The organism is Pigmentiphaga kullae, from assembly GCF_004216695.1.
Taxonomy (GTDB): domain Bacteria; phylum Pseudomonadota; class Gammaproteobacteria; order Burkholderiales; family Burkholderiaceae_B; genus Pigmentiphaga; species Pigmentiphaga kullae.
In genome coordinates this window covers 1659311-1680421 of record NZ_SGXC01000001.1, presented here as the reverse complement: position 1 = coordinate 1680421, position 21111 = coordinate 1659311, and the positions used below count along the sequence as shown (strand labels likewise).

19 protein-coding genes are annotated in these 21111 nt (G+C 69.0%); 11 read left to right on the top strand and 8 right to left on the bottom strand.

The window, feature by feature from the left end; genetic code table 11:
- Positions 1 to 13: 13 nt before the first annotated feature.
- Entirely contained in the window at positions 14 to 961 is a 948-nt protein-coding gene (locus tag EV675_RS08300; protein ID WP_130356804.1) for a LysR family transcriptional regulator, read from the top strand.
- A 187-nt stretch (positions 962 to 1148) separates the two neighbouring features.
- On the top strand, positions 1149 to 1631 hold the full coding sequence (locus EV675_RS08295; protein ID WP_242621428.1) for a cupin domain-containing protein: 483 nt from the start codon (positions 1149 to 1151) through the stop codon (positions 1629 to 1631).
- On the opposite strand, the gene EV675_RS08290 is transcribed toward EV675_RS08295, so the two are convergent.
- The 4 genes from EV675_RS08290 to EV675_RS08275 form a co-directional block, all read right to left on the bottom strand.
- Entirely contained in the window at positions 1628 to 2554 is a 927-nt protein-coding gene (locus EV675_RS08290; RefSeq protein ID WP_130356802.1) for a LysR substrate-binding domain-containing protein, read from the bottom strand. The two genes, EV675_RS08295 and EV675_RS08290, sit on opposite strands and share 4 nt — an antisense overlap.
- Positions 2554 to 3546, bottom strand: coding sequence for a Bug family tripartite tricarboxylate transporter substrate binding protein (locus EV675_RS08285; RefSeq protein WP_130356801.1), 993 nt, complete (start codon positions 3544 to 3546; stop codon positions 2554 to 2556). Before EV675_RS08285 ends, EV675_RS08290 begins: the two co-directional genes overlap by 1 nt.
- A 121-nt stretch (positions 3547 to 3667) precedes the next feature.
- On the bottom strand, positions 3668 to 5248 hold the full coding sequence (locus EV675_RS08280) for a hydantoinase B/oxoprolinase family protein (protein WP_130356800.1): 1581 nt from the start codon (positions 5246 to 5248) through the stop codon (positions 3668 to 3670).
- The gene (locus EV675_RS08275; RefSeq protein ID WP_130356799.1) at positions 5248 to 7338 is read right to left on the bottom strand and encodes a hydantoinase/oxoprolinase family protein; all 2091 of its coding nucleotides are present in this window, start codon (positions 7336 to 7338) and stop codon (positions 5248 to 5250) included. Before EV675_RS08275 ends, EV675_RS08280 begins: the two co-directional genes overlap by 1 nt.
- A 104-nt stretch (positions 7339 to 7442) precedes the next feature.
- Here EV675_RS08275 and EV675_RS08270 point away from each other — a divergent pair, with 104 nt between their 5' ends.
- The 3 genes from EV675_RS08270 (at position 7443) to EV675_RS08260 (ending at position 10719) form a co-directional block, all read left to right on the top strand.
- Positions 7443 to 8372, top strand: a complete 930-nt coding sequence (locus tag EV675_RS08270; RefSeq protein WP_130356798.1) for a LysR family transcriptional regulator — start codon at positions 7443 to 7445, stop codon at positions 8370 to 8372.
- 90 nt (positions 8373 to 8462) lie between these two features.
- Positions 8463 to 9653, top strand: a complete 1191-nt coding sequence (locus tag EV675_RS08265; protein WP_130356797.1) for an aminotransferase class V-fold PLP-dependent enzyme — start codon at positions 8463 to 8465, stop codon at positions 9651 to 9653.
- Positions 9631 to 10719, top strand: a complete 1089-nt coding sequence (locus EV675_RS08260; RefSeq protein WP_130356796.1) for a GntG family PLP-dependent aldolase — start codon at positions 9631 to 9633, stop codon at positions 10717 to 10719. Before EV675_RS08265 ends, EV675_RS08260 begins: the two co-directional genes overlap by 23 nt.
- Here EV675_RS08260 and EV675_RS08255 read toward each other — a convergent pair.
- The gene (locus EV675_RS08255) at positions 10716 to 11684 is read right to left on the bottom strand and encodes a LysR family transcriptional regulator (RefSeq protein ID WP_130356795.1); all 969 of its coding nucleotides are present in this window, start codon (positions 11682 to 11684) and stop codon (positions 10716 to 10718) included. The genes EV675_RS08260 and EV675_RS08255 overlap by 4 nt on opposite strands.
- Positions 11685 to 11809: 125 nt before the next feature.
- Between EV675_RS08255 and EV675_RS08250 the strand changes: the two genes are divergently transcribed.
- Genes EV675_RS08250 through EV675_RS08225 form a run of 6 tightly spaced genes read left to right on the top strand, consistent with a single transcriptional unit; the run spans position 11810 to position 18474 of the window.
- Positions 11810 to 13318: an FAD-dependent monooxygenase gene (locus EV675_RS08250; protein WP_130356794.1), complete on the top strand. Its 1509-nt coding sequence runs from the start codon at positions 11810 to 11812 to the stop codon at positions 13316 to 13318.
- Positions 13315 to 14652 carry an amidohydrolase family protein gene (locus tag EV675_RS08245; protein WP_130356793.1) on the top strand — a complete coding sequence of 446 codons (1338 nt, stop codon included), beginning with the start codon at positions 13315 to 13317 and terminating at the stop codon, positions 14650 to 14652. The genes EV675_RS08250 and EV675_RS08245 overlap by 4 nt, the downstream gene beginning before the upstream one ends.
- Positions 14649 to 15656, top strand: a complete 1008-nt coding sequence (locus EV675_RS08240) for an alpha/beta hydrolase (protein ID WP_130356792.1) — start codon at positions 14649 to 14651, stop codon at positions 15654 to 15656. Before EV675_RS08245 ends, EV675_RS08240 begins: the two co-directional genes overlap by 4 nt.
- Complete coding sequence (locus EV675_RS08235) at positions 15653 to 16636, top strand: Bug family tripartite tricarboxylate transporter substrate binding protein (RefSeq protein ID WP_130356791.1); 984 nt, start codon at positions 15653 to 15655, stop codon at positions 16634 to 16636. The genes EV675_RS08240 and EV675_RS08235 overlap by 4 nt, the downstream gene beginning before the upstream one ends.
- A 10-nt stretch (positions 16637 to 16646) precedes the next feature.
- Positions 16647 to 17600 carry a VOC family protein gene (locus EV675_RS08230; RefSeq protein ID WP_130356790.1) on the top strand — a complete coding sequence of 318 codons (954 nt, stop codon included), beginning with the start codon at positions 16647 to 16649 and terminating at the stop codon, positions 17598 to 17600.
- Between the two features lie 19 nt (positions 17601 to 17619).
- Positions 17620 to 18474, top strand: coding sequence for a fumarylacetoacetate hydrolase family protein (locus EV675_RS08225; RefSeq protein WP_130356789.1), 855 nt, complete (start codon positions 17620 to 17622; stop codon positions 18472 to 18474).
- Between the two features lie 31 nt (positions 18475 to 18505).
- Here the strand turns inward: EV675_RS08225 and yghX are convergent, their stop codons facing one another.
- From yghX to EV675_RS08210, 3 genes are all read right to left on the bottom strand, one after another.
- Positions 18506 to 19393 (bottom strand): YghX family hydrolase, encoded by an 888-nt coding sequence (yghX, locus tag EV675_RS08220; RefSeq protein WP_130356788.1) that lies wholly within the window; start codon positions 19391 to 19393, stop codon positions 18506 to 18508.
- 128 nt (positions 19394 to 19521) lie between these two features.
- Positions 19522 to 19911: a 50S ribosomal protein L17 gene (gene rplQ / locus EV675_RS08215; RefSeq protein WP_124687637.1), complete on the bottom strand. Its 390-nt coding sequence runs from the start codon at positions 19909 to 19911 to the stop codon at positions 19522 to 19524.
- Positions 19912 to 20120: 209 nt separating this feature from the next.
- Complete coding sequence (locus EV675_RS08210) at positions 20121 to 21107, bottom strand: DNA-directed RNA polymerase subunit alpha (RefSeq protein ID WP_124687636.1); 987 nt, start codon at positions 21105 to 21107, stop codon at positions 20121 to 20123.
- Positions 21108 to 21111 lie beyond the last annotated feature (4 nt).

Genomic DNA, 21111 nt, shown 5'->3' with positions numbered 1-21111 from the left:
ATGAATTGAACCCATGGCCCGCTTCGATCCCTACCTCACTCTGCAAAAGCTCGAGGTCTTCTGCGTGGTTGCCGAACTGCAGAGCGTCACGCGCGCCGCGGACTACCTGTTCGTCACCCAGCCGGTCGTCACCTCGCACATCCGCAGCCTGGAAGACAAGCTGGGCACGGCGCTGGTCCGCCGCGAAGGCCGCGGCATCGCGCTGACCGCCACCGGCCAGCGCGTCTACAAATGGGCGCAGGAGGTCGTCACCCGCACGCGCGAACTGGAGCGGGAACTGGGCGGCTCGACCGATCTCGCGCCGGGCCAGGCGGTGGTCGGCTCGTCCATGAGCGTGGGCACCTATCTGCTGAGCCAGTTGATCTGCGACTTCCAGGTGCAGCGTCCCGACGGCCAGGTCCACGTGTCCATCTCCAACCCGCAGGTGGCGCTGGAAGCCACGCGCACCGGCGCCTGCGACTTCGCCGTCCTCATCATCGCGCCCACGCAGAACCTGGATGGCCTGGCGGTGCGCCCGCTGTGGGACGAGGACCTGCTGCTGGTCAGCGCTCCGGACAGCCGCTGGGTGGGCGACGAGGCGCGGCGCGAGGACATCTCGCGCCTGCCCTTCATCAGCACCGCCAACAGCACCGTCATGCAGCAGTTGGAGGAAGGGCAGCTGCGCGCCAACGGCATCCCGTCCCGGCGCATCGTGCTCAACCTGGGCCACCCGGAAGCGCAGAAGGAAGCCGTGCGGCGCGACCTGGGCGTGTGCTTCTTCTCCAAGACCGCGGTGGAACGCGACCTGGCGCGCGGCGAGCTGCGCTGCGTACGGACACCCGGCCTCGCGCTGACATTGCCCCTTTACCTGGCCAGCCGCGAAGACAAGGAGTTCTCCGCCTTCCAACTGGCCCTGAAGCGGCACATCGAAGAAGCCCGACCGCCAGGACTCAAGCCTTTTCAGGGCAAGCCGGAACCTTAATTTGTCTTATATATAAGACGATGATTTATTAATGGAACATTTCTGATCCAGATCAAGGCACCGGCCGGCCGCCGTTCCTAGACTGGCAACTCCGTTTCCCACCATGCCGCAAGCAGGAGCTGCCATGAACGATCCCGTCGATACTCTGATCGATGCCGCCAAACCCACCCTCCGGCGCCCCGAGGGCATGAGCTTCGGCGACTGGATGAACTCGCGCTGCGTGCAGCGCTCCACCCGCAAGTACGACTGGAACGCCCTGAAGTTCCAGGCCGACCACGACCCCAAGTACGGCCGCGCCCAGATGCGCTATCTCGGCACCGGCGCCACCGGCGTCGCCAGCGATTCGAACACCGTGCCCGCCGTGCACTTCACCTTCTCGACCATGATCATCCCCGCCGGCCACGTCGGCCCGCTGCACCTGCACGAAGACACCGAGGAAGTCTTCTTCGTGCTGCGCGGCAAGGTCCGCATCATGTGCGAATCGAAGGAAGGCGAATACTGGGAGATCGAAGCCGGCGAACGCGACCTGATCTCGGTCCCGCCCGGCGTCTACCGGGGCGAGGTCAATATCGGCGACGAAGAGGCGCTGATGTGCGTGATGCTGGGCTCGCCCAAGCCGCAGACGCCGACCTACAAACCGGACGACCCGTTGTCGCGGATCAAGCGCTAGGAACGCGCCGGCCAAGCCGGCGCCACGCCCTCGACCCAGTCCAGGAACGCCTTGACGGCGGGTTTGCAATAGGCCCGCTCGGTGCACACCGCGTAGTAGTCCAGGCCATCGCGCGCCTCCCAGGACGTTGCGCGCACCAGACGGCCGATGGACTCGGCGTCGGCCACCAGCGATGAACGGCTGATGGCCACCCCCAGCGACGCCTCCGCGGCCGCGAGCATCGAGGCGGAGTCGTTGAAATCGATGCGCTGGTCGCCGTGCGGCAGTTCGTCCAGCCCCTCCACCCGCAGCGATGCGTCGTCCCGTTCGATATTGCGCAGCAGCGGTACGCGCGGGCGTGCCGCCGGATCGCGCAGTTGTTCGCGGATCGCGGACGTGCACACCGGTACGATGCAGTCCCGCGTCAGGCGCAGCGCGCGACAGTCCGGCCAATCGCCGCCTCCCAGCCGGACCGAGACATCCACGCCCGAGCTGGCGATGTCGGCGAAATAGCGATGGATGTCCAGGCTCAGGTGAATGTGCGGATGGGCTTCGGTGAAACCCGCCAGGCGGGGAATCAGGACGCGCAGCGCAAAGCTGCGCGCCACCGAAAGCACCAGGGTCTGGCGCTCGGCCCGCAGCGTGAGCCGGCCTATGCCCGCGCCCAGCGTCTCGAAGCCGCGACGGGTGAAGTCATAAAGCAGCTCCCCTTCCTGCGTGAAACGCAGTCCGCGCGCGTGGCGCTCGAACAGGCGCACGCCCAGGTGGTCTTCCAGCGCGCGGATCTGGCGGCTCAGGGCCCCCTGCGTGATCCCGAGCTCCTCGGCCGCGCGCACCAGGTTCAGATGGCGCGCCGAGACGTCGAAGGCCAGCATGAGGCGCGTCGACGGCAGCCGTGCCAAGAGCGCGGAGGACGAGAGCGGGGAGGCGGAGCCGGAAGTCATCAGTGCAGCCGGATGTCGGCTTCCTTCAACAAGGTCTTGTACTTGGCGACTTCGCGGCCGACGAACTCCTTGGCCTGGGCCGGCGTCGTCTGCATGGGCACACCGGCCGTGTCGAGCAGTTTTTTGGCGATGTCCGGCTGCCGCATGGCCTGCTGGACCAGGGCGTTGACCTTCTGGATCACCGGCTCGGGCGTGCCGCTGGCGGCGAACATCCCGAACCAGCTTTCGACGTTGAACGACGACACCTCGGGAGCTTCGCGAATCGTGGGCACCTGCGGCAGCGGCGGATAGCGTTCGGGCAACGCCATGCCCAGCATCTTCAGTTCGCCACGGTCGACGAAGCCGCGGATGGAGCCCGGACTGGCATAGGTCATGGTCACCCGTCCCGTCGCCACTTCCATGGTGGCCTGCGGCGCGCCGCTGTAGGGCACGTGCCGGGCCTCGATGCCGGCCATCTTGTTGAAGACCTCGCCGGTCACGTGCTGGATGGTGCCCACGCCACTCGAGGAAAAGGTCAGTTCGCCCGGATGCTTGCGAGCGTAGGCAATCAACTCGGAGACGCTGTTCGCCGGAAAATCCCGCTTCACGACCAGCACGTTGGGCGCGGTGGTAACCATGCTGACGGGCGTCAGGTCCCGGCTGGTGTCGTAGTCGACTTCCTTGTTGATGACGGGATTGATCACGATCTCGCCCGCGGCACAGACCAGGAAGGTATAGCCATCGGCGGGAAAGCCCAGCACGTGCTTGATGGCGATGATGCCCCCCGCGCCCGGCTTGTTCTCGACCACGACCTGCTGGCCCAATTGCTCGGACACGTAGCGTCCGATCATGCGCGCGGCCACGTCCACCGCGCCGCCGGCGGCATAGGGAACGACAAAACGCAGCGGCCGGGTGGGATAGGCGTCCGCCGCCATCGAGGGGAAGGCCGCCAGCGCGATGGCCATGGCCGGCAGCCACCGCGCCAGCCGGTAAACAGTCTTGATCGGGTACATGAGGATTCCTCTGCCTTGTATGTATTGGAAAAACTCGCGGCAACCGCCGCGCTGCCTGACTGTGTCTCCCTGCTCTTCGATGCGCGGCCAAGGCCTCCAGAAGGCCCCGGCCGCGCCGGATTCACGCGAGCGTCCCGTAGCCGCCCGCTCCCGGCGTGCACACCCGCAGGACGTCGTTCCTGCGCAGCCGGATTTCCGCCGCCGCCGGCGGCAGGCGCCGCTCTCCGGACGTACCCGGATTCAGGATGAATTCCCCCAGGGCGCCGTCGGCCCCGCCGGCCATGCCGGCGGCCGGCACGTTCTGGCGCTCGGACGACAGGCTCAGCACCGTATCGTCACCCAGCGCGCGATAGTCGCGCACCACGCCCTGGCCGCCGCGGTGGCGTCCCGCGCCGCCCGAGCCCCTGCGCAGCGCATAGCGCTCGATCAGAAACGGGTAGGCGTGTTCCAGCGCCTCCACCGGCAGGTTGGACGAACCCGAGGCGTGCACCCGCACCGCGTCGACGCCCGGCTGGTAGGCCCGCGCGCCCATGGCGCCGGCGATGGTCTCGTAGTTCACGTAGTAGCCGCCGGTGCGCGGATCGGTACCCGCCAGGACGATCAACTGGTGCGGCCCGCAGCCGGCCAGGGCCCGCTCGGGCATGGCCTGCGACAGCGCGGCGGCGATCGCGTCACCGAGCACCGCGCACGAAATCGAACGCGCGCCGACCGCCGCCGGCGACACCGGCCCGACCACCGAGCCCGCCGGCGCGCTGATGTCCATGGTCCGGAAATAGCCGGAGTTGGCGGGTACGTCGGGATCGAGCAGGCTCTTGACCACGGTATAGACCGTGGCCACCAGCGCCCGCAGCGGAATGTTGCGCGCCGCCGCCAGTTGCGGCGCGGACCCCGCGAAATCAAAGCCCAGCTTGCCTTCACCCACGGTCAGGACGAGGCGTATCGCGGCCTTCTCTCCCTCTTCGACGCCGTCCAGATACTCGCAAGCCTCGTAGCGGCCGGGCGGCACCTTGGCGATTGCTGCGGCAAAGCGGCGTTCGGTGAAATCCAGATAGGCAGCCATGATGGCCTGCGTCTGCGCCACGCCGTAGCGCTCGAACAGTGTCTGCACGCTGCGCTGGCCTACCGTGTTGGCGGCGATCTGCGCACGCAGGTCGCCCGCCCGTTCATCCGGCGTGCGCGAATTCAGCATCAGGATGTCGAACACGTCACGGTTGACCTGGCCCGCGCTGACGATGCGCACGGGCGGAATGCGCAGTCCTTCCTGGAAGATGGACTGGCAGACCGCGGCCTCGGAACCCGGCACCATGCCGCCCACGTCCGCGTGGTGGGCGATGCAGGCCACATAGGCCACGATCTCCCCCTCGATGAAGACGGGCGAGATGACATTGATGTCGGGCAGGTGCGAACCGCCGCCGTTGTAGGGATCGTTGGCCAGGAACATGTCGCCCGGCCGGATCTCCTGACGGGGGAACCGTTCGAGCACGGCCTGTACCACGCCCACCATCGAGCCCAGGTGGATCGGCACGCGCTGGGGCAGCGCCACGACATTGCCGAGATGGTCGAACACCGCGGTCGAACAATCGCCGCGCTCCTTGATGTTGGGAGAGAACGCGGTGCGCATCAGCGCGGCGCTCATTTCCTCGGTCACGCCCAGCAGATAGCGGGCGACGACCTCGGCACGGATGGGATCGACGGAAATCATCAATGGGCTTCCTTGCCCGGTGCGCCGGGCGTGAGATCGATGTGCAGGCTGCCGTCCGCGCCGACGCGGGTCGACGAGCCCGGCGGAATGACCGTGGTGGTGTCCATCTGCTCGACGATGGCCGGCCCGTCCAGGCAGGCGCCGGCCAGCAGGTCGTCCCGCTGCAGCACGGGCGTGTCGACGAAGCCGGTCGCGGCGAACCACACGCGGCGCGTGGGCGCGCCGGCTACGGGATCGGTCCGCGCGTCGTGCCGGGCGATGGCCGCGACCTGCAGGCGTTCGCGGGCAATGACCACCGACACGCGCAGGTTGACGACTTCCACTCCTTGCGCACGCATGTCGTAGCCGTACAGATCCGCATGCCGGGCATGATAGGCGTCGACGGCACGGGCCAGCGCGGCCTCGTCCAGTTCGCCGGCGGCAATGTCCAGGATCAGTTCGGCGTTCTGGCCCAGGTAGCGCAGGTCGAGCTGCCAGTGCCGCGCGACGCCGGACATGTCATGGCCGACCCCCTCGGAGGCAAGCCAGTCGTCCGCGCGTCGCGCCAGTTCCCGCAGGCCCGCGTTCAGGGACGGCAGCCTGTCGGGCGTGGCCGGCACCAGACGGGTAAGAGAGAAATCGCCCTGTCTGTCGGACTGGAGCAGGCCCTGCGCCGACATCAGCCCGGGACGCGGCGGAACGATGACATGGCGCATGCCCGCCATCACGGCGACGTCGGCCGCATGCAGCGGTCCGGCCCCGCCGAAGGCGACCAGCGCATAATCGCGCGGATCCTCGCCCTGCTCGACGGAAATCACGCGAACCGCGCCCGTCATGTTGGCATTGGCGATCTCCAGTATGCCGATGGCGACTTCCTCCGCGCCGCGGCCCATGGCGGTGGCCACCTCATCGCGGATGGCCTGCGCCGCCAGTTCCGGATGCATGGACATGCGCCCTCCCAGCAGCGCGACCGGGCTCAGCCGGCCCAGCAGCACGTTGGCGTCGGTGACCGTGGGCCTGGTGCCGCCGCGTCCGTACGAGGCCGGACCCGGATAGGCGCTGGCGCTCTTGGGACCGACCTTGAGCAGCCCGCCCGCATCCAGCCAGGCCAGGCTGCCGCCGCCCGCCCCGATGGTATGGATGTCCAGGGTGCGGGTGCGCACGGGAAAGCCTCCCATGTCGCGCTCGCTCTTCATTGCCGGCCGGCCGTCGCGAATCAGGCAGACATCGGTGCTCGTGCCGCCCATGTCGAAGGTAATGAGGTTGCGCACGCCGCAGGCCTCGCCCAGCGCCGCCGTGCTGACGACGCCTCCCGCCGGGCCCGAGAAGAAAGTATTGATGGGACGCTGCCGCACGGTCTGCGTCGTGACCGCGCCGCCGTTCGATTGCATCACGTGGGGCGCCGAGCGCACGCCCAGGTCGCGCACGCCCATCTCGAAGCGTTGCAGGTAGTCGTCCATCACCGGCATCAGGCTCGCGTTGACGACGGTGGTGATGAAACGCTCGTACTCGCGGAACTCGGGCAGCACCTCGGACGAGACGCTCACGTATGCGTCGGGCCAATGCTGGGCGACCAACTGGCGCGCGCGCGCTTCGTGAGCGGCGTTCTGGTAGGCGTGCAAGAAGCAGATGGCAACCGTTTGCACGCCGCGGCCGCGCAGCTCGTCTATCGCGCGCAGTACCTCCTCGTCGCGCAACGGCGTGACGACCTCGCCGCCGGCGGCGATGCGCTCCGCCACTTCGGCGCAGCAGTCGTCGGGCACCGGTGGCGTCGGCTTGGGCACGTCCAGGTTGAAGTAGTGGGGGCGGCGCTGTCGCGCGAGGCTCAGTACGTCGCCGAAGCCTCGCGTGGTGATCAAACCCGTCCGCGCCCACTGTCCTTCCAGCACGGCATTGGTCGCCAGCGTGGTGCCCAGCACCAGGAATCCGACCTGCGCGGGGTCGACCGCCGCCAGGCTCATGATCTCGGCAATGCCGTTCAGTATCCCCTGCGCGGGATCCGCCGTCAGCGTGGGCACCTTGTGATAGTGCCAGCGGCCGCCGCCCGTATCGCCCAACACCAGGTCGGTGAATGTGCCGCCCGTGTCGATGCCTATCCAGTATTCGCTCATTCCTTCCTCGGCAAGGACCGCGGATCGGTCCTGTCGGCAGGACTATGAGCTTGCTAGACTATTACGACAATTGGATATTTATTTACCATTCATAGGCGATACGTATGAATTTCAAGCTGCGGCAACTCGAAGGTTTCGTGGCCGCCGCGGAGACCGGCGCGTTCAGCAAGGCCGCGGACCGGCTGGCCATGACCCAGCCCGCCTTCTCGCAACTCATACGCGAACTCGAGGCCATGGTGGGCGTGCGCCTGTTCGAGCGAACCACGCGGCGCATGGAGCTGACCGAAGGCGGGCGCCTGCTGCTGGCGCAGGTCAAGCGTCCGCTGGACGACCTGCAGCACGCCTATGCCAACCTGCGCGAGCTGGCCGGCGGCGAAAGCGGGACCGTGACCTTCGCCGTCCTGCCTTCGTCGGCATTCGGCCTCGGAACCCGCGCGATCGCCCAGTTGCGCGAGCGCTTTCCCAAGGTCCAGGTACGCCAGATCGAGGACCAGAACGACCTCCTGATCGACAAGGTGCTCCAGCGCGAAGTGGAGTTCGGCCTGGGCATGTACTCGCACGAGATTCCGGCGCTGCGGTTCGACTTCATGTTCACCGACGAACTGGTCGCCATCCTGCCCACCGGCCATGCCCGCGCGCGCGCCCGCCAGATCGGCTGGCCCGAGCTTGCCGCGATGCCGCTGGTGCTGCTGCCCGCGCCGTCCAGCGTCAGGCGGCTGGTCGATGCGGGACTGGCGCAGGCCGGCAGCCATCGCGCGCCGGCCTTCGAGGTGGTGAACATGGTCACGGCCCTGAGCATGGTGCGCGAAGGCCTGGGCGTGACCGTGCTGCCCCGCGTCGGCCTGGAAGCCATGAACCTGGCCGGACTGGTGCACCGGCCCATCGGCCCGCCCAGGCCCCAGCGGCAGATGGGCATCCTGCGCCGGGTGGACCGCCCCCTGTCGGCCGCCGCCGAGACGCTGATCGGTTTCCTGCACGGGCAGGCCGGAGAGGTCGCCCGCACCGCGGCGCGCGGCCAACGCGGTATGTCCTGAGGTCATGGCTCGCGCACCGAAAAATCGATAGGCGCGCAAAGTCGCGCTGACTATGCTGCCGGACATTCCCCGCATTTGTCCGAGCCCGCCATGACAACCGTTACCGACATGTCCCCCTTTGCCGCCCTGCGCGCCCGCTTCCCCGGCACCGCCCGGCGCGCCCACCTGGACGTGGCCAGCCGCAGCCTGATTCCCGCCAGCAGCCTGGATATCGCCCAGGCCCACCTGCTCGAACGCGTGAACGGCGTCATCGACAAGGACCGCTACTTCGGCCTGGTCGAGACGGTGCGCCAGTCCTTCGCGCGCCTGGTCAACGCCGATCCGATCGAGATCGCCATGACCAAGAACGTGTCCGAAGGCCTGAACATCGTCGCGGCCTCCATCGACTGGCGGCCCGGGGATGAAGTCATCCTGTGCTCCGACATCGAACACCCCAACAACCTCTATACCTGGCGCAACCAGGAACGGCTGGGCGTGGTGGTGCGCGACCTGCCGTCGCCCGACGGACTGTTCCCGCTGCAGGCCGCGCTCGATCGGCTGGGCGAGGGATCGCGCGTGCGCGTGGTGACCGTGTCCGCCACCTCGTTCAAGCCGGGGCTGCGCACCGACCTGCATGCGCTCGGCCGGGCCTGCCGCGCCGCCGGCGCGCACCTGGTCGTGGATGCGGCGCAGGCCGCCGGCATCACGCACCTGGACGTCGAGGCCATGGGCATCGACGCGCTGGCGGCCAGCACGCAGAAGGGACTGTGCTCGCTGTACGGCATGGGGCTGCTGTATGTGCGCCGCGCTTTTGCCGAGTCGTTGACGCCGCCCTACCTGGCGCGCTTCGGCGTCACCATCGCCGCGACCCACGAAGCCGATTACGACAAGGGTCCCATCCACTACAAGGCCGGCGCCCAGCGCTTCGATGTGGGCAACTACAACTTCCTGGCGTCGGCGCTCGTGGCCGATACCCTGTCCATGTTGCTCGCGTGCGGCACGCCCGCGATCGACCGACACGTCACGGCACTGGCCACCTCGCTCGCCGACGGCCTGACCGAGCGCGGCTGCGGCGTGGTGCGGCCCGCGGGCGCCATCATGGCCAACATGGTGTGCCTGCGCATCCCCGGCGGCGGCCCCGCGTCGGCCGAACTGCAACGCCATCTCCAGGAGCACCGGGTACAGGCCGCCGTCCGGCGCGACCTGCTGCGATTCTCCATCCATGCCTACAACGACCGGTCGGACATCGACCGCGCCGTGGCCGTGACCGCGCAGTGGCATGAGCGCCAGTCCCGCGTCTGACCGCGCGCCCGTCACCGGGGCCGGACGCCCCATCGACCTGCGCAGCGATACCGTCACGGAGCCCACCGAGGCCATGCGCGAGGCGATGCGCATGGCCGTCGTCGGCGACGACGGGCTGGACGGCGACCCGACCGTGCGCGAACTGGAGGCGGTGGGCGCCGCAGCCATGGGCAAGGAAGACGCCCTGTTCGTGACCAGCGGCACCATGGGCAACCTGGTGGCGGCCCTGGTACACGCGGGCAGAGGGGGCGAGGCGCTGGTCGATGAACACGCGCACGTGGCCCGTTCCGAGGGAGGCGGCATCTCGCGCCTGGCCGGCCTGATGTGCACGGCGGTCCGATCGCATGACGGCATGATGGACCTCGACGCGCTGGCGGCCTCGATGCGCGGCGACTATTCCCGCCACGGCGCGCCCACGGCGATGGTGGTGGTCGAAACGAGCCACAACCATGCGGGCGGCCGCGCCCTGCCCCTGCCCTACCTCGCCGCCGTGAGCGAACGCGCGCGGGCAGCCGGCGCGGCCGTCCATATCGACGGCGCGCGGATCTTCAATGCGGCGCTTGCGCAGGGCGTCCCGCCCGCGGCCATCGCCGCGTTCGGCGACACGGTGACGTTCTGCCTGTCCAAGGGCCTGAGCGCGCCCATGGGCTCGATCCTGGCGGGTTCCCGCGACTTCGTCGTCCGGGCGCGCAGCTATCGCCGCATGGTCGGCGGCGGCCTGCGCCAGGCCGGCTGTGTCGCCGCCGCGGGCCTGGTCGCCTTGCGCGACATGCTCGGACGGCTGGCCGACGACCACCGGCGGGCGCACGTCTTATGGGCGAGCCTGCGGACACCAACTCCGGCGCTGGTCGGAAATGCGCCGGACACGAACATCGTGCTCGTCCACCTGGGCGCCTCAAACCCTGGCGGGGCGACCGCCTGCGCCGCGCGGCTGTCCGCCCGGGGAATACTCGTACGCCCCCGCGATGCCGATACCCTGCGGATCGTGATCCATCGGCACATCGACGACGATGCGATTCGAGTCGCCGCAGCGGAGATCGCCCTCGCCACCGGGTCCGAACACTAGGCGCGCGCGCCTTCGCCCTGCCGGCGCCGCGGCGAAGCGCGTGGCACTTCGTCCAGCGCCGGCAAATCCGCCGCCGTGGCCCGCAACAACCCCCGCAGCCAGGAAATGGCCGGATCCCGCTCCTGATACTTATGCCATTGCAGATTCTCCGCAAAACGGGGAATCGCGATCGGACAAGGCACCACCCGCAGCGGAAAGCGCGCCGCCATGTGGCGCGCCAGCCGGGTCGGCAGGGTCGCGATTCGCGGCGTGCCTACCAGCAGTTCCGGCACCAGGGTGAAATTGGGGGCGATCACGTCCTGCCGGCGCTGGCGCCGACCGCGCGACAGCATCTTCGCGTCATAGGTGATGCGCCGCCCGCCGCCCCATTCGACGCCCACATGCGTCGCGTCGAAATACGCCTCGCTCGACAAATCGAAGTCCGGCGCGAAATGCGCTTCACACAGCAGGCAGGAAAACGTGTCCTCGAACAGCGGTTCCGCCGGGTGCCCCCCCACGACCGCGAACTCCGGCGCGATCAGCAGTTCGATCCCGCCGCTGTCCAGGTGCTCGGGCGTCTGGGGGCTGATCGCCCGCAGGTCGAACTGCATCAGCGGCGCCAGGCTGGCCGCGCGCCGCACCACCTCGGCCAGCAGTACCGTGATGACGTAGTCCGAGGATTCGATCGTGAAGCGGCGCGTGGCCGTGACCGGATCGAAGGTGGGCCGGGCGCGCGTCACGGTCTGGATCTGCAGCAGCACGTCGCGCACCGGCTTGACCAGTTGCTCGGCCAGCGGGGTCGGCACCAGGGTCTTGCCCACCGGCACCAGCAGCTCGTCGTCGAAATACTCGCGCAGCCGCCCCAGCGCCAGGCTGGTCGCGGGCTGGCTCAGGAAGATGCGCTCGGCGGCACGGCTCACGCTGCGGGTGGCCAGGAGGGCATCCAGCACCACCAGCAGGTTCAGGTCCAGCTTGTTGAAGCGCATGGCGCATCCATTTACCAAACAAATGGTTCTAATTTAAACAATTAACTTTACGTCTGTCGACGGGCTCGCCACCATGCGAGGCATGCGGCTTGAAGCCGCCTTGACGAAAAAGCTGGAGACAGACAATGCAGTGGGATGTGATCGTGGTCGGTGGCGGCCCGTCGGGGCTGACCCTGGCCGCCGAACTGGCGGGCTCGGGAGCCAGGACGCTGGTCCTGGAGCGGCGCACCGAAGGCGTGCAGTCGCGCGCCGGCACCCTGCTGCCGCGCGTGCTGGAACTGTTCGATGCGCGCGGCATCGCCGACCGCTTCATCCGGCGCACGCGCGACATCAGCCCGTATCCGTTCCGCCCTTCGCACATCTGGGCTGGTTTCCACCCTATCGAATGGCATTACCTGGAAACCCGCTACGGCTTCACGCTGGGACTGCCGCAGAATCTGACCGAGGAAATCCTGTGGACCTGGGCCGAGGAAAGCGGCGCCGAGATACGGCGCGGCGCCGAAGCCCGGGCCGTGCGGCAATCGGCGGACGGGGTCGAAGTGGATGTCGGCAGCGAGGACGGCACTACGACTACCCTGCGCGCCCGTTATCTGGTCGGCGCCGACGGCGGCCGCAGCGTCGTGCGCGGCCAGGCCGGCCTGCCCTTCGACGGCCGCGGCGGCTCGTTCCGCGGCATCGTGATCGACGCCGAACTGGACGCCCCCTGGCCCGGCGGCCGCGTCAACGTCGACAACGAGATGGGCTGGGTGCGCGGCTACGCCTTCGGCGACGGCATCACCCGCTTCAACATCGTGCACCGCGACCGGCGCCATGCGGCCAAAGACGAGCCCGTCACGCTGGAAGAAGCCCTGCAGTGCATCCGCGACGTGCACGGCACCGACTACGGCATCCGCGGCTACCGCTGGGCCTCGCGCTTCGACGACCAGATGCGCGCCGTGCCCACGCTGCGCAGCGGCCGCGTCTTCCTGGTGGGCGAATCGGCGCGCATCCACTACCCCGCCAGCGGCGTGGGCATGAACTTCTGCCTGCAGGACGCCTTCAACCTGGGATGGAAGCTGGCCCACGTGGTGCGGGGCCACAGCGACGCCGCCATCCTCGACAGCTATGACGAGGAACGCCTGCCGGTCATGCGCGACCTGCTCGACAGCGTCGCGGCCCAGTGTGCGCTGCAGTTCAATTTCGAACCCGAAGGCGTCGCCCTGAAGCGGCGCATGCAGCGCGAGTACATTCCGCTGCCCGACGTGCAGCGCAAGCTGGTGCGCGAACTGTGCGGCCTGACCCGGCCCTATCCCGCGCCGCCGGGCAGCCACCCGCTGGCCGGGCAGCACGCCCCGGACATCGACCTGATCGGACTGGACGGCCAGTCGGTGCGCCTGGCCGAACTGCTGCGCGAGCGGCGCTTCGTGCTGCTGGACCTGGAGGGCTACAGCGGCCAGTACGCGGACCTGCCGCTGGAAGGGCTGCCCGTGCGCCGCGTGCAGGCGCGCCTGGGCCGCGCGCCCGCCGCGCTGGCCGGCGTCCAGGGGTTGCTGGTGCGGCCGGACGGCTACATCGCCTGGGCCGGCACCTCCGTGCAGCAGGCCGGCGAAGTGCGCGCCGAGCTGGCCCGCTGGCTGCGCGGGGCCCCGGCATGACCCGCCGCACGCTCATCCGCCAGGGCTGGATCGTCAGCGTCGACCCCCAGGTGGGCGACCTGCGCCAGGGCGATCTGCTGATCGAGGACGGCCGCATCGCCACGATCGCCCCGCAACTGACGGTGGAGGATGCCGAACAGATCGACGCCCGCGGCATGATCGTCCTGCCCGGCTTCGTCGACACGCACCGCCATACCTGGCAGACCTGCGTGCGGCACCGCTATGCCGACATCGATCCGCAGGTCTATTTTGCCGAGATGCTGGGCGCCAAGGGCGCGGCCTTCCGCGCCGAGGACGTCTACACAGGCACGCTGCTGGGCGCAGTCTCGGCGCTGGACGGCGGCATCACCACCATGATGGACTGGTCGCACGTGCAGAACAGTCCCGAGCACAGCGACGCCGCCGTCCAGGCCCTGCGGGACGCCGGCCTGCGGGCCGTGTTCGGCCACGGCTGGCCGCTGGTCGAGGGCGCGAGCTGGATGTTCGACAGCCAGCGCGGCCACCCGCGCGACATCCGCCGGCTGCGCCGGGAGTTCTTTGCCTCGGACGACCAGTTGCTGACGCTGGCCATGGCGGCGCGCGGCCCCGAGATGGCCCGCCGCGAAGTCTGGCTGGACGACCTGCGCCTGGCGCGCGAACTGGGCCTGCGCTCGAGCATCCACATGGGCGCGTACGCGCGCAACGCGCCGATACGCGCCATCGCGCAGATGCACGCCGAAGGCGCGCTGGGCCCGGACCTGACCTTCGTGCACTGCTGCTTCTGCGGCCGCGACGAGATCGCGATGATGGCCGACGCCGGCGTCACCGCCTCGCTGGGCGTGCATTGCGAGATGAATGCCCAGGGCATCGGCGACATCCCCTTCGACCGCCTGCTGGCCGCCGGCATCCGGCCCAGCCTGAGCGGCGATACCGAAACCAAATGCGCCGGCGACATGTTCACCCAGATGCGCCACGCCTTCGCCTATTACCGCTCGTGGATGGGCGGCGGCCACTCGCGCGTGCCGGACGCGCCGGCCACGCTCACGCTGCGCGACGTGCTGGAGTTCGCCACGCTGGCCGGCGCGCGCGCCACCGGCCTGGACCACAAGACCGGCTCGCTCACGCCCGGCAAGGAGGCCGACATCGTGCTGATACGCGGCGACGACCTGAACCTGACGCCGGTGTCGGACGCCGTGGGCGCCGTGGTGCTGGCGGCCCACCCCGGCAACGTCGATACCGTGTTCGTGGCCGGCCGCGCCGTCAAGCGCGCGGGTCAACTGCTGCACATCGACGTCGAGGCGCTGCGGCGGCGCGCCCGGGCTTCGCAGGCGCACGTGCTGGAGCTGCCTGCATGACGGCCGGGCCCGCCATCCCGCTGGACGCGGACCTGGCCCGTATCGTGGCCGCCCTGCGCGCGCAGAACGCGCCGCCGCCCTTCGCCGACAGCGCGCCCGCCGCCCGCCAGCGCATGACGCGCGCCATCCTGGCGGCGCGCGAACGCCACGGCCTGCCCACGGTGGGCGCAGTGCGCGACCTGGACGACGCCCCGGTGCCCGGCCGCGTGTACCGTCCCGCCACGGCCGGCCCGCACGCCACCGTGGTCTTCTTCCACGGCGGCGGCTTCGTGCTGGGCAGCGTCGAACTGATGGACGACATCGCGCGCAAGCTGTGCCGCGACGTGGACGCGGTGGTCGTGTCGGTGGACTACCGGCTGGCGCCCGAGCATCCCTACCCGGCTGCGCACGACGACGCCCTGGCCGCCACGCAATGGGTGCAGGCGCATGCCCGCGAGCTGGGCGGCGACCCGGCGCGCGTGGCGGTGGCGGGCGAGAGCGCTGGCGCCAACCTGGCCGCCAGCGCCGCCCTGCTGTGCCGCGACGCCGGCCGGCCGCTGGCCGCGCAACTGCTGGTCGTGCCGGGCCTGGACATGGCCCGCGACACGCGGCGCCTGGACGCCGACGGCCACGACTACCCCATGCTGTCCCCGGCCGACCTGCGCGACATCGCCCGCCTGTACATGGGCGATCGCGCCGGGGAAGCCACCTCCTTTCCGCCTTCGCCGCTGCGCGCGGCCGACCTGGGCGGGCTGCCTCCCACCGTGATCGCGGTGGCCGGGCACGACCCGCTGCAAGGCGAAGGCCTGGCCTACGCAAACCGGCTGCGCGACGCCGGCGTGCCCGTCACGCTGCTGCGCCACGACGACATGTTCCACCCCTTCCTGGGCTTCTTCGAAGCCTCGGCAGGGGCCCGCCGCGCCAACGACGACATCTGCCGGGCGTTCCGCGCCTGCCTGGCATCCCTTCCCCAGGCCGGGGCCAAGTCCCCCGGCCGCACAGCCCCCCAAGAGGATCCACGATGAGACAAGCCAAGCAACTGATCGCCGGAGCGCTGGCCGCGCTGCTCGGCCTGGCCTGCCCGCTGCAGGCGGGCGCGCAGCAGCCCTACCCCAACAAACCCATCCACGTGGTCTTTCCCTATCCCACCGGATCGCCCATCGACGTCATCGGCCGCCTGATCGCCGACCGGGCCGGCAAGCTGCTGGGCCAGCCCCTGGTATTCGAGAACCGCGGCGGCGCCAACGGCATCGTCGGCACCAGCTATGCCGCCCGCATGGCGCCCGACGGCTACAACATCCACCTGACGACCACATCGGCCCTGCTGCTCAACAGCTACCTGCGCAAGGACCTGCCCTACGAGCCGCTCAAGAGCTTCACCCCCATCACCGCCGTGGCCGACCTGCCCGTCGCGCTGATGGTCAGCGCCAAGGTGCCGGCCAACACCACGCGCGAGTTCGTCGACTACCTGAAGCGCAATCCCGGCAAGCTCAATTTCGCCAGCGTCGGCAACGGCTCCTTCAACCATCTGCTGGGCGAACAGTTCAAGGCCGCCGCCGGCGTCGACATGCTGCACGTGCCCTACCAGGGCGCAGGCCAGATCGCCATGGAACTGCTGGCCGGCCGGCTGGACGCCACCATCCTGAGCGTGGGCAGCCTGCTCGGACAGTGGAAGCAAGGACAGATCAAGGTGCTGGCCTTCATGACGCCCAAGCGCCATCCGCTCCACCCCGACGTGCCCGCCATCACCGAGGACTTCCCCGACTTCCGCCCCTTCGGCAACTGGATGGGATTCGTCGCGCCCGCGGGCACCCCCGCTCCCATCGTCGCCAAACTGGCGGCCACCTTCCGGACCGTGCTCCAGCAGCCCGACGTGCGTGCCAAGATCGAGGAACAGCACTGGAGCGTGATCGGCAACAGCCCCGAAGCCTTCGCCGCCTCGCTGCGCGACGACACCGCCATCCTGCGCGCGGCCGTCGACATGGCGGGCGTCAAGCCGGAATAGGAGCACGCCGATGCGCGCCCCCGCCCTGACGACCCACCTCGAACGCCGCGCCGCCGTGCATTCGGTGGACTGCTTCGTGTACTCGGTGCCCGACCTGGCCGAGGCCGAGCGTTTCTATCTGGCCTTCGGCCTGGACGTGCGGCGCCGGGCCGGCCATCTCGAGCTGCGCACGCACGGCCATCCCCACGTGTGGAGCCGCATCCACGAAGGGGGCATGACCAAGCGCCTGCAGTACGTACGCTACGGCATCCACGCGCGGGACCTGGACGAGATACGCTCGCGCATCGAGGACGCCGGCCTGCGGACCGATCCGCACGACTGGTCGGACGGCCAGGGCCTGTGGCTGCGCGATCCGGACGGCACGCCGCTGCAACTGGTGGTGGCGGACAAGGTCTCGCCCGCCGCCAAGAGCCCGCCCACCGCCGTCGCCCCGGTCCCGCCCGGCCAGGGGGCCGCGCCGGCCCGCAGCCGCGTGCAGCCGGTGCGGCCGCGCCATCTGTCGCACATCCTGTTCTTCACACCCGACGTCCCGCGCATGGTGGACTTCTGCCGGACCATCCTCGGGCTGCGCGTGTCCGACCATTCCGGCGATCTCATCGCTTTCATGCATGGCATCCACGGCAGCGACCACCATCTCGTGGCCTTCGCCAAGTCGCACGCGCGCGGCCTGCATCACTCGAGCTGGGACGTCGGCAGCCTGGACGAGGTCGGCCGCGGCTCCGAACAGATGCGCATCGCCGGCCACGCGCAGGGCTGGGGCGTCGGCCGGCACGTGCTGGGCTCGAACTACTTCTACTATGTGCGCGACCCCTGGGGCAGCTGGGCCGAATACTCGTACGATATCGACTACGTCCCGGCCGGACTGGACTGGCCCGCCGCCGACCATCCGCCCGAAGACTCGCTCTACGTCTGGGGTCCGCCGCTGCCGGCCGACTTCATCACCAACCAGGAATACCCCGGCTGACGGGGCAACGAGACCAACCATGAGACTGATCGCCTTCAAGAACCAGGCCGGAGCGCCCACGCTGGGCGCCCGCATCGGCAACGACGTGGTCGACCTGACCGCGCGCGGCCTGCCCGCCACGCTGGACGGACTGCTGCGCGACCCCGGCGGCCTGGATGCCGCCCGCGCGGCCGCCGACGCGCCGGGCGAACGCCTGGCCCTGGCCGGCCTCGCCCTGCTGCCGCCGCTGCAGCAGCCCGCCAAAGCCTTCGCCATCGGCCTGAACTACGTGGACCACGCCGCCGAAAGCAATTTCGCGCCGCCCGCGCATCCGGTGCTGTTCCAGCGCTTCCCGTCGTCCTGGGTGGCCCACGGCCAGGCCATCGAACGCCCCCGCGTCTCGGTGCAGTTCGACTACGAGGCCGAACTGGTCGCGGTGATCGGCAAGGGCGGCCGCTACATTCCCAAGGAGCGCGCGCTCGAGCACGTGGCGGGCTATTCGCTGTTCAACGAGGGCTCGATCCGCGACTACCAGTTCCGCTCCAACCAGTGGCTGTGGGGCAAGAACTTCGACCGCAGCGGCGGCTTCGGCCCGGAATTCGTCACCGCCGACGAACTGCCACCGGGCGCCGCCGGCCTGCGCATCCAGTGCCGCCTGAACGGCCAGGTCATGCAGGACGCCAATACCCGCGACATGATCTTCGACGTCGCCACCCTGGTGGCGGCCTGCTCTGAAGGCATGGCGCTGCAACCGGGCGACATGATCATCACCGGCACCCCGTCGGGCGTGGGACTGGCGCGCAAGCCGCCGGTGTGGCTCAAGCCCGGCGACGTATGCGAGATCGAGGTGGAAGGCGTAGGCGTGCTGCGCAACCCGGTCGTCGACGAGGCCTGAGGTCCGACCACCGCCGAGACGGCCCCGGCGGCTAGGCCAGGTAGCGCTTGAACCAGGCGATCGTCCGGTCCCAGGCCAGCCTGGCCGCCGCCTCGTCGTAGCGGGGCGTGGAATCGTTGTGAAAGCCGTGGCTCGTACCCGGATAGATGTGGGCCTCGTAGGTCTTGCCGGCCGCCTTCAGGGCCGCCTCGTAGGCTGGCCAGCCGTCATTGATGCCCTTGTCGTTCTCGGCGTAGTGCAGCAATAGCGGCGCCTTGATGCGCGGCACGTCCGCCGCGCCGGCCTGTCTGCCGTAGAAAGGCACGGCCGCGGCCAGCTCGGGATACGCCACGGCGGCGGCGTTGGCGACGCCGCCGCCGTAGCAAAAACCGGTGATCCCCACCTTGCCGGTCGTCCTGTCGCCCTGCATCAGGAACTCGACCGCGGCGAAGAAATCGTTCATGAGCTTGGCCGGATCGACCTGGCGCTGCAAGTCCCGGCCCTTGTCGTCATTGCCCGGATACCCGCCCACCGAACTCAGGCCATCGGGCGCCAGCGCCAGGAAGCCCGCCTTGGCCAGCCGGCGTGCGACGTCCTCGATATAGGGGTTCAGACCGCGGTTCTCGTGCACCACGACCACGCCCGGCACCTTGCCCGCCGCCTTGGCCGGCCTCGCCAGGTAGCCGCGCACCGTGCCGTGCCCCTTGGGCGACGGATAGCCGATGTACTCGGCGACGATGTCCGGATCGGTAAAGGACACCTGCTCGGCCAACGCATAGTCCGGGCTCAGCGACGCCAGCAGCCCGGCGGCGGTCAGTCCTCCCACCGCATACCTGGCCGCCCGGTCCAGGAACTCCCGCCGGGAGATCCTGCCGTGGACGTAGTAGTCGTACAGCTCCAGCAGTCGGGGATCGAAGTCCTGCGCAGTCAGACGAGCCATGGCATGCCCTTTTCGGTAAGGTCCGCGAGTGCGGACAACATACACCGGGCGAAAAAAAACTGCGAGACAAGCTCGCAGTTTTCATGCAACCGGACATCGGACCGGACTCGCGCCCGGCCCTGCCTTGCTTACTCGGCGTCGGCGGCTTCTTCGGCTTCCGGCGCGCGGTCGACCAGTTCCATGTAGGCCATGGGAGCATTGTCGCCCTGGCGGAAACCCATCTTCAGGATACGGGTGTAACCACCGTTGCGCTCCTTGAAGCGGGGGCCGATTTCGGCGAACAGCTTGACGACCAGGTCGCGGTCGCGCAGGCGGGCGAACGCCAGGCGCTTGTTGGCCAGGGTCGGTTCCTTGCCCAGGGTGATCAGCGGCTCGACGATGCGGCGCAGTTCCTTGGCCTTGGGCAGGGTGGTCTTGATGGCTTCGTGCGTGAGCAGCGAGACAGCCATGTTGCGGAACATGGCCAGACGGTGGCTGCTGGTGCGGTTCAGTTTACGGAGACCGTGACGGTGACGCATGATGACTTCCTTTATGAATCTAAGAGCGGCTGTGCCGCGAGGTTTCCAGCTCTTCTATCGGCAAAGCGCCGCGGGCCGGTGGAAAAACTCTTGGTACTACAACTACGTAACGAAAGAAGCTCCGCTACCCAGGGCACAGCGGATCCGGCTTTGCCGGTCCGCCAGTGCCGCCCCCTGGGGGGCGCCCGTAGGGCGTAGGGGGGAGACCCCTACGGCCTTTCCAGGCCGAGAGGCGGCCAGTTTTCCAGCTTCATGCCCAGGGTCAGACCGCGGGCAGCCAGGACTTCCTTGATCTCGTTGAGCGACTTGCGGCCCAGGTTCGGGGTCTTCAGCAGCTCGTTCTCGGTACGCTGGATCAGGTCGCCGATGTAGTAGATGTTCTCGGCCTTCAGGCAGTTGGCCGAACGCACCGTCAGTTCGAGGTCATCCACCGGGCGCAGCAGGATCGGGTCGATCTGCGGCGTGCCGCGGGCGGGCGCTTCGATGGTTTCGGTCGAGCCTTCCAGCGCGGCGAACACCGACAGCTGGTCCATCAGGATGCGGGCCGACTGGCGCACGGCTTCCTCGGGCGAGATCACGCCGTTGGTCTCGATGTCCAGGACCAGCTTGTCCAGGTCGGTACGCTGCTCGACGCGGGCGCTTTCGACGGTGTAGCTGACACGGCGGATGGGGCTGTACGAGGCGTCCAGCACGATGCGGCCCACGGTGCGGGCATGGTCATCGGCGAAGCTGCGCAGGTTGCCCGGCACGTAGCCGCGGCCCTTCTCCACCTTCAGTTGCATTTCCAGGCGGCCGTTGTCCGTCAGGTTGGCAATGACGTGGTTGGGGTTGATGATCTCGACGTCGTGCGAAAGCTCGATATCGGCAGCCGTGACCACGCCGGGGCCTTGCTTGCGCAGGGTCAGGACGACTTCGTCGCGGTTGTGCAGCTTGAACACCACACCCTTGAGGTTCAGCAGGATGTCGACCACGTCTTCACGCACGCCGTCGATGGCCGAGTATTCGTGCACGACGCCGGTGATCTGCACTTCGGTCGGCGCATAGCCCGCCATCGACGACAGCAGGATGCGGCGCAGCGCATTGCCCAGGGTATGACCGTAGCCGCGTTCGAACGGCTCCATGATCACCTTGGCATGATTCGAGCCGATGGTCTCGACGTCGATATTGCGCGGTTTCAGAAATGCGGCATTCGCCATGAAT

Excerpts from the sequence above, each read along its gene's own strand:
- EV675_RS08300 (WP_130356804.1), top strand. The coding sequence starts at position 14 with ATGGCCCGCTTCGATCCCTACCTCACTCTGCAAAAGCTCGAGGTCTTC.
- EV675_RS08295 (WP_242621428.1), top strand. The coding sequence starts at position 1,149 with ATGAGCTTCGGCGACTGGATGAACTCGCGCTGCGTGCAGCGCTCCACC.
- EV675_RS08290 (WP_130356802.1), bottom strand. The coding sequence starts at position 2,554 with ATGACTTCCGGCTCCGCCTCCCCGCTCTCGTCCTCCGCGCTCTTGGCA.
- EV675_RS08285 (WP_130356801.1), bottom strand. The coding sequence starts at position 3,546 with ATGTACCCGATCAAGACTGTTTACCGGCTGGCGCGGTGGCTGCCGGCC.
- EV675_RS08280 (WP_130356800.1), bottom strand. The coding sequence starts at position 5,248 with ATGATTTCCGTCGATCCCATCCGTGCCGAGGTCGTCGCCCGCTATCTG.
- EV675_RS08275 (WP_130356799.1), bottom strand. The coding sequence starts at position 7,338 with ATGAGCGAATACTGGATAGGCATCGACACGGGCGGCACATTCACCGAC.
- EV675_RS08270 (WP_130356798.1), top strand. The coding sequence starts at position 7,443 with ATGAATTTCAAGCTGCGGCAACTCGAAGGTTTCGTGGCCGCCGCGGAG.
- EV675_RS08265 (WP_130356797.1), top strand. The coding sequence starts at position 8,463 with ATGACAACCGTTACCGACATGTCCCCCTTTGCCGCCCTGCGCGCCCGC.
- EV675_RS08260 (WP_130356796.1), top strand. The coding sequence starts at position 9,631 with ATGAGCGCCAGTCCCGCGTCTGACCGCGCGCCCGTCACCGGGGCCGGA.
- EV675_RS08255 (WP_130356795.1), bottom strand. The coding sequence starts at position 11,684 with ATGCGCTTCAACAAGCTGGACCTGAACCTGCTGGTGGTGCTGGATGCC.
- EV675_RS08250 (WP_130356794.1), top strand. The coding sequence starts at position 11,810 with ATGCAGTGGGATGTGATCGTGGTCGGTGGCGGCCCGTCGGGGCTGACC.
- EV675_RS08245 (WP_130356793.1), top strand. The coding sequence starts at position 13,315 with ATGACCCGCCGCACGCTCATCCGCCAGGGCTGGATCGTCAGCGTCGAC.
- EV675_RS08240 (WP_130356792.1), top strand. The coding sequence starts at position 14,649 with ATGACGGCCGGGCCCGCCATCCCGCTGGACGCGGACCTGGCCCGTATC.
- EV675_RS08235 (WP_130356791.1), top strand. The coding sequence starts at position 15,653 with ATGAGACAAGCCAAGCAACTGATCGCCGGAGCGCTGGCCGCGCTGCTC.
- EV675_RS08230 (WP_130356790.1), top strand. The coding sequence starts at position 16,647 with ATGCGCGCCCCCGCCCTGACGACCCACCTCGAACGCCGCGCCGCCGTG.
- EV675_RS08225 (WP_130356789.1), top strand. The coding sequence starts at position 17,620 with ATGAGACTGATCGCCTTCAAGAACCAGGCCGGAGCGCCCACGCTGGGC.
- yghX (WP_130356788.1), bottom strand. The coding sequence starts at position 19,393 with ATGGCTCGTCTGACTGCGCAGGACTTCGATCCCCGACTGCTGGAGCTG.
- rplQ (WP_124687637.1), bottom strand. The coding sequence starts at position 19,911 with ATGCGTCACCGTCACGGTCTCCGTAAACTGAACCGCACCAGCAGCCAC.
- EV675_RS08210 (WP_124687636.1), bottom strand. The coding sequence starts at position 21,107 with ATGGCGAATGCCGCATTTCTGAAACCGCGCAATATCGACGTCGAGACC.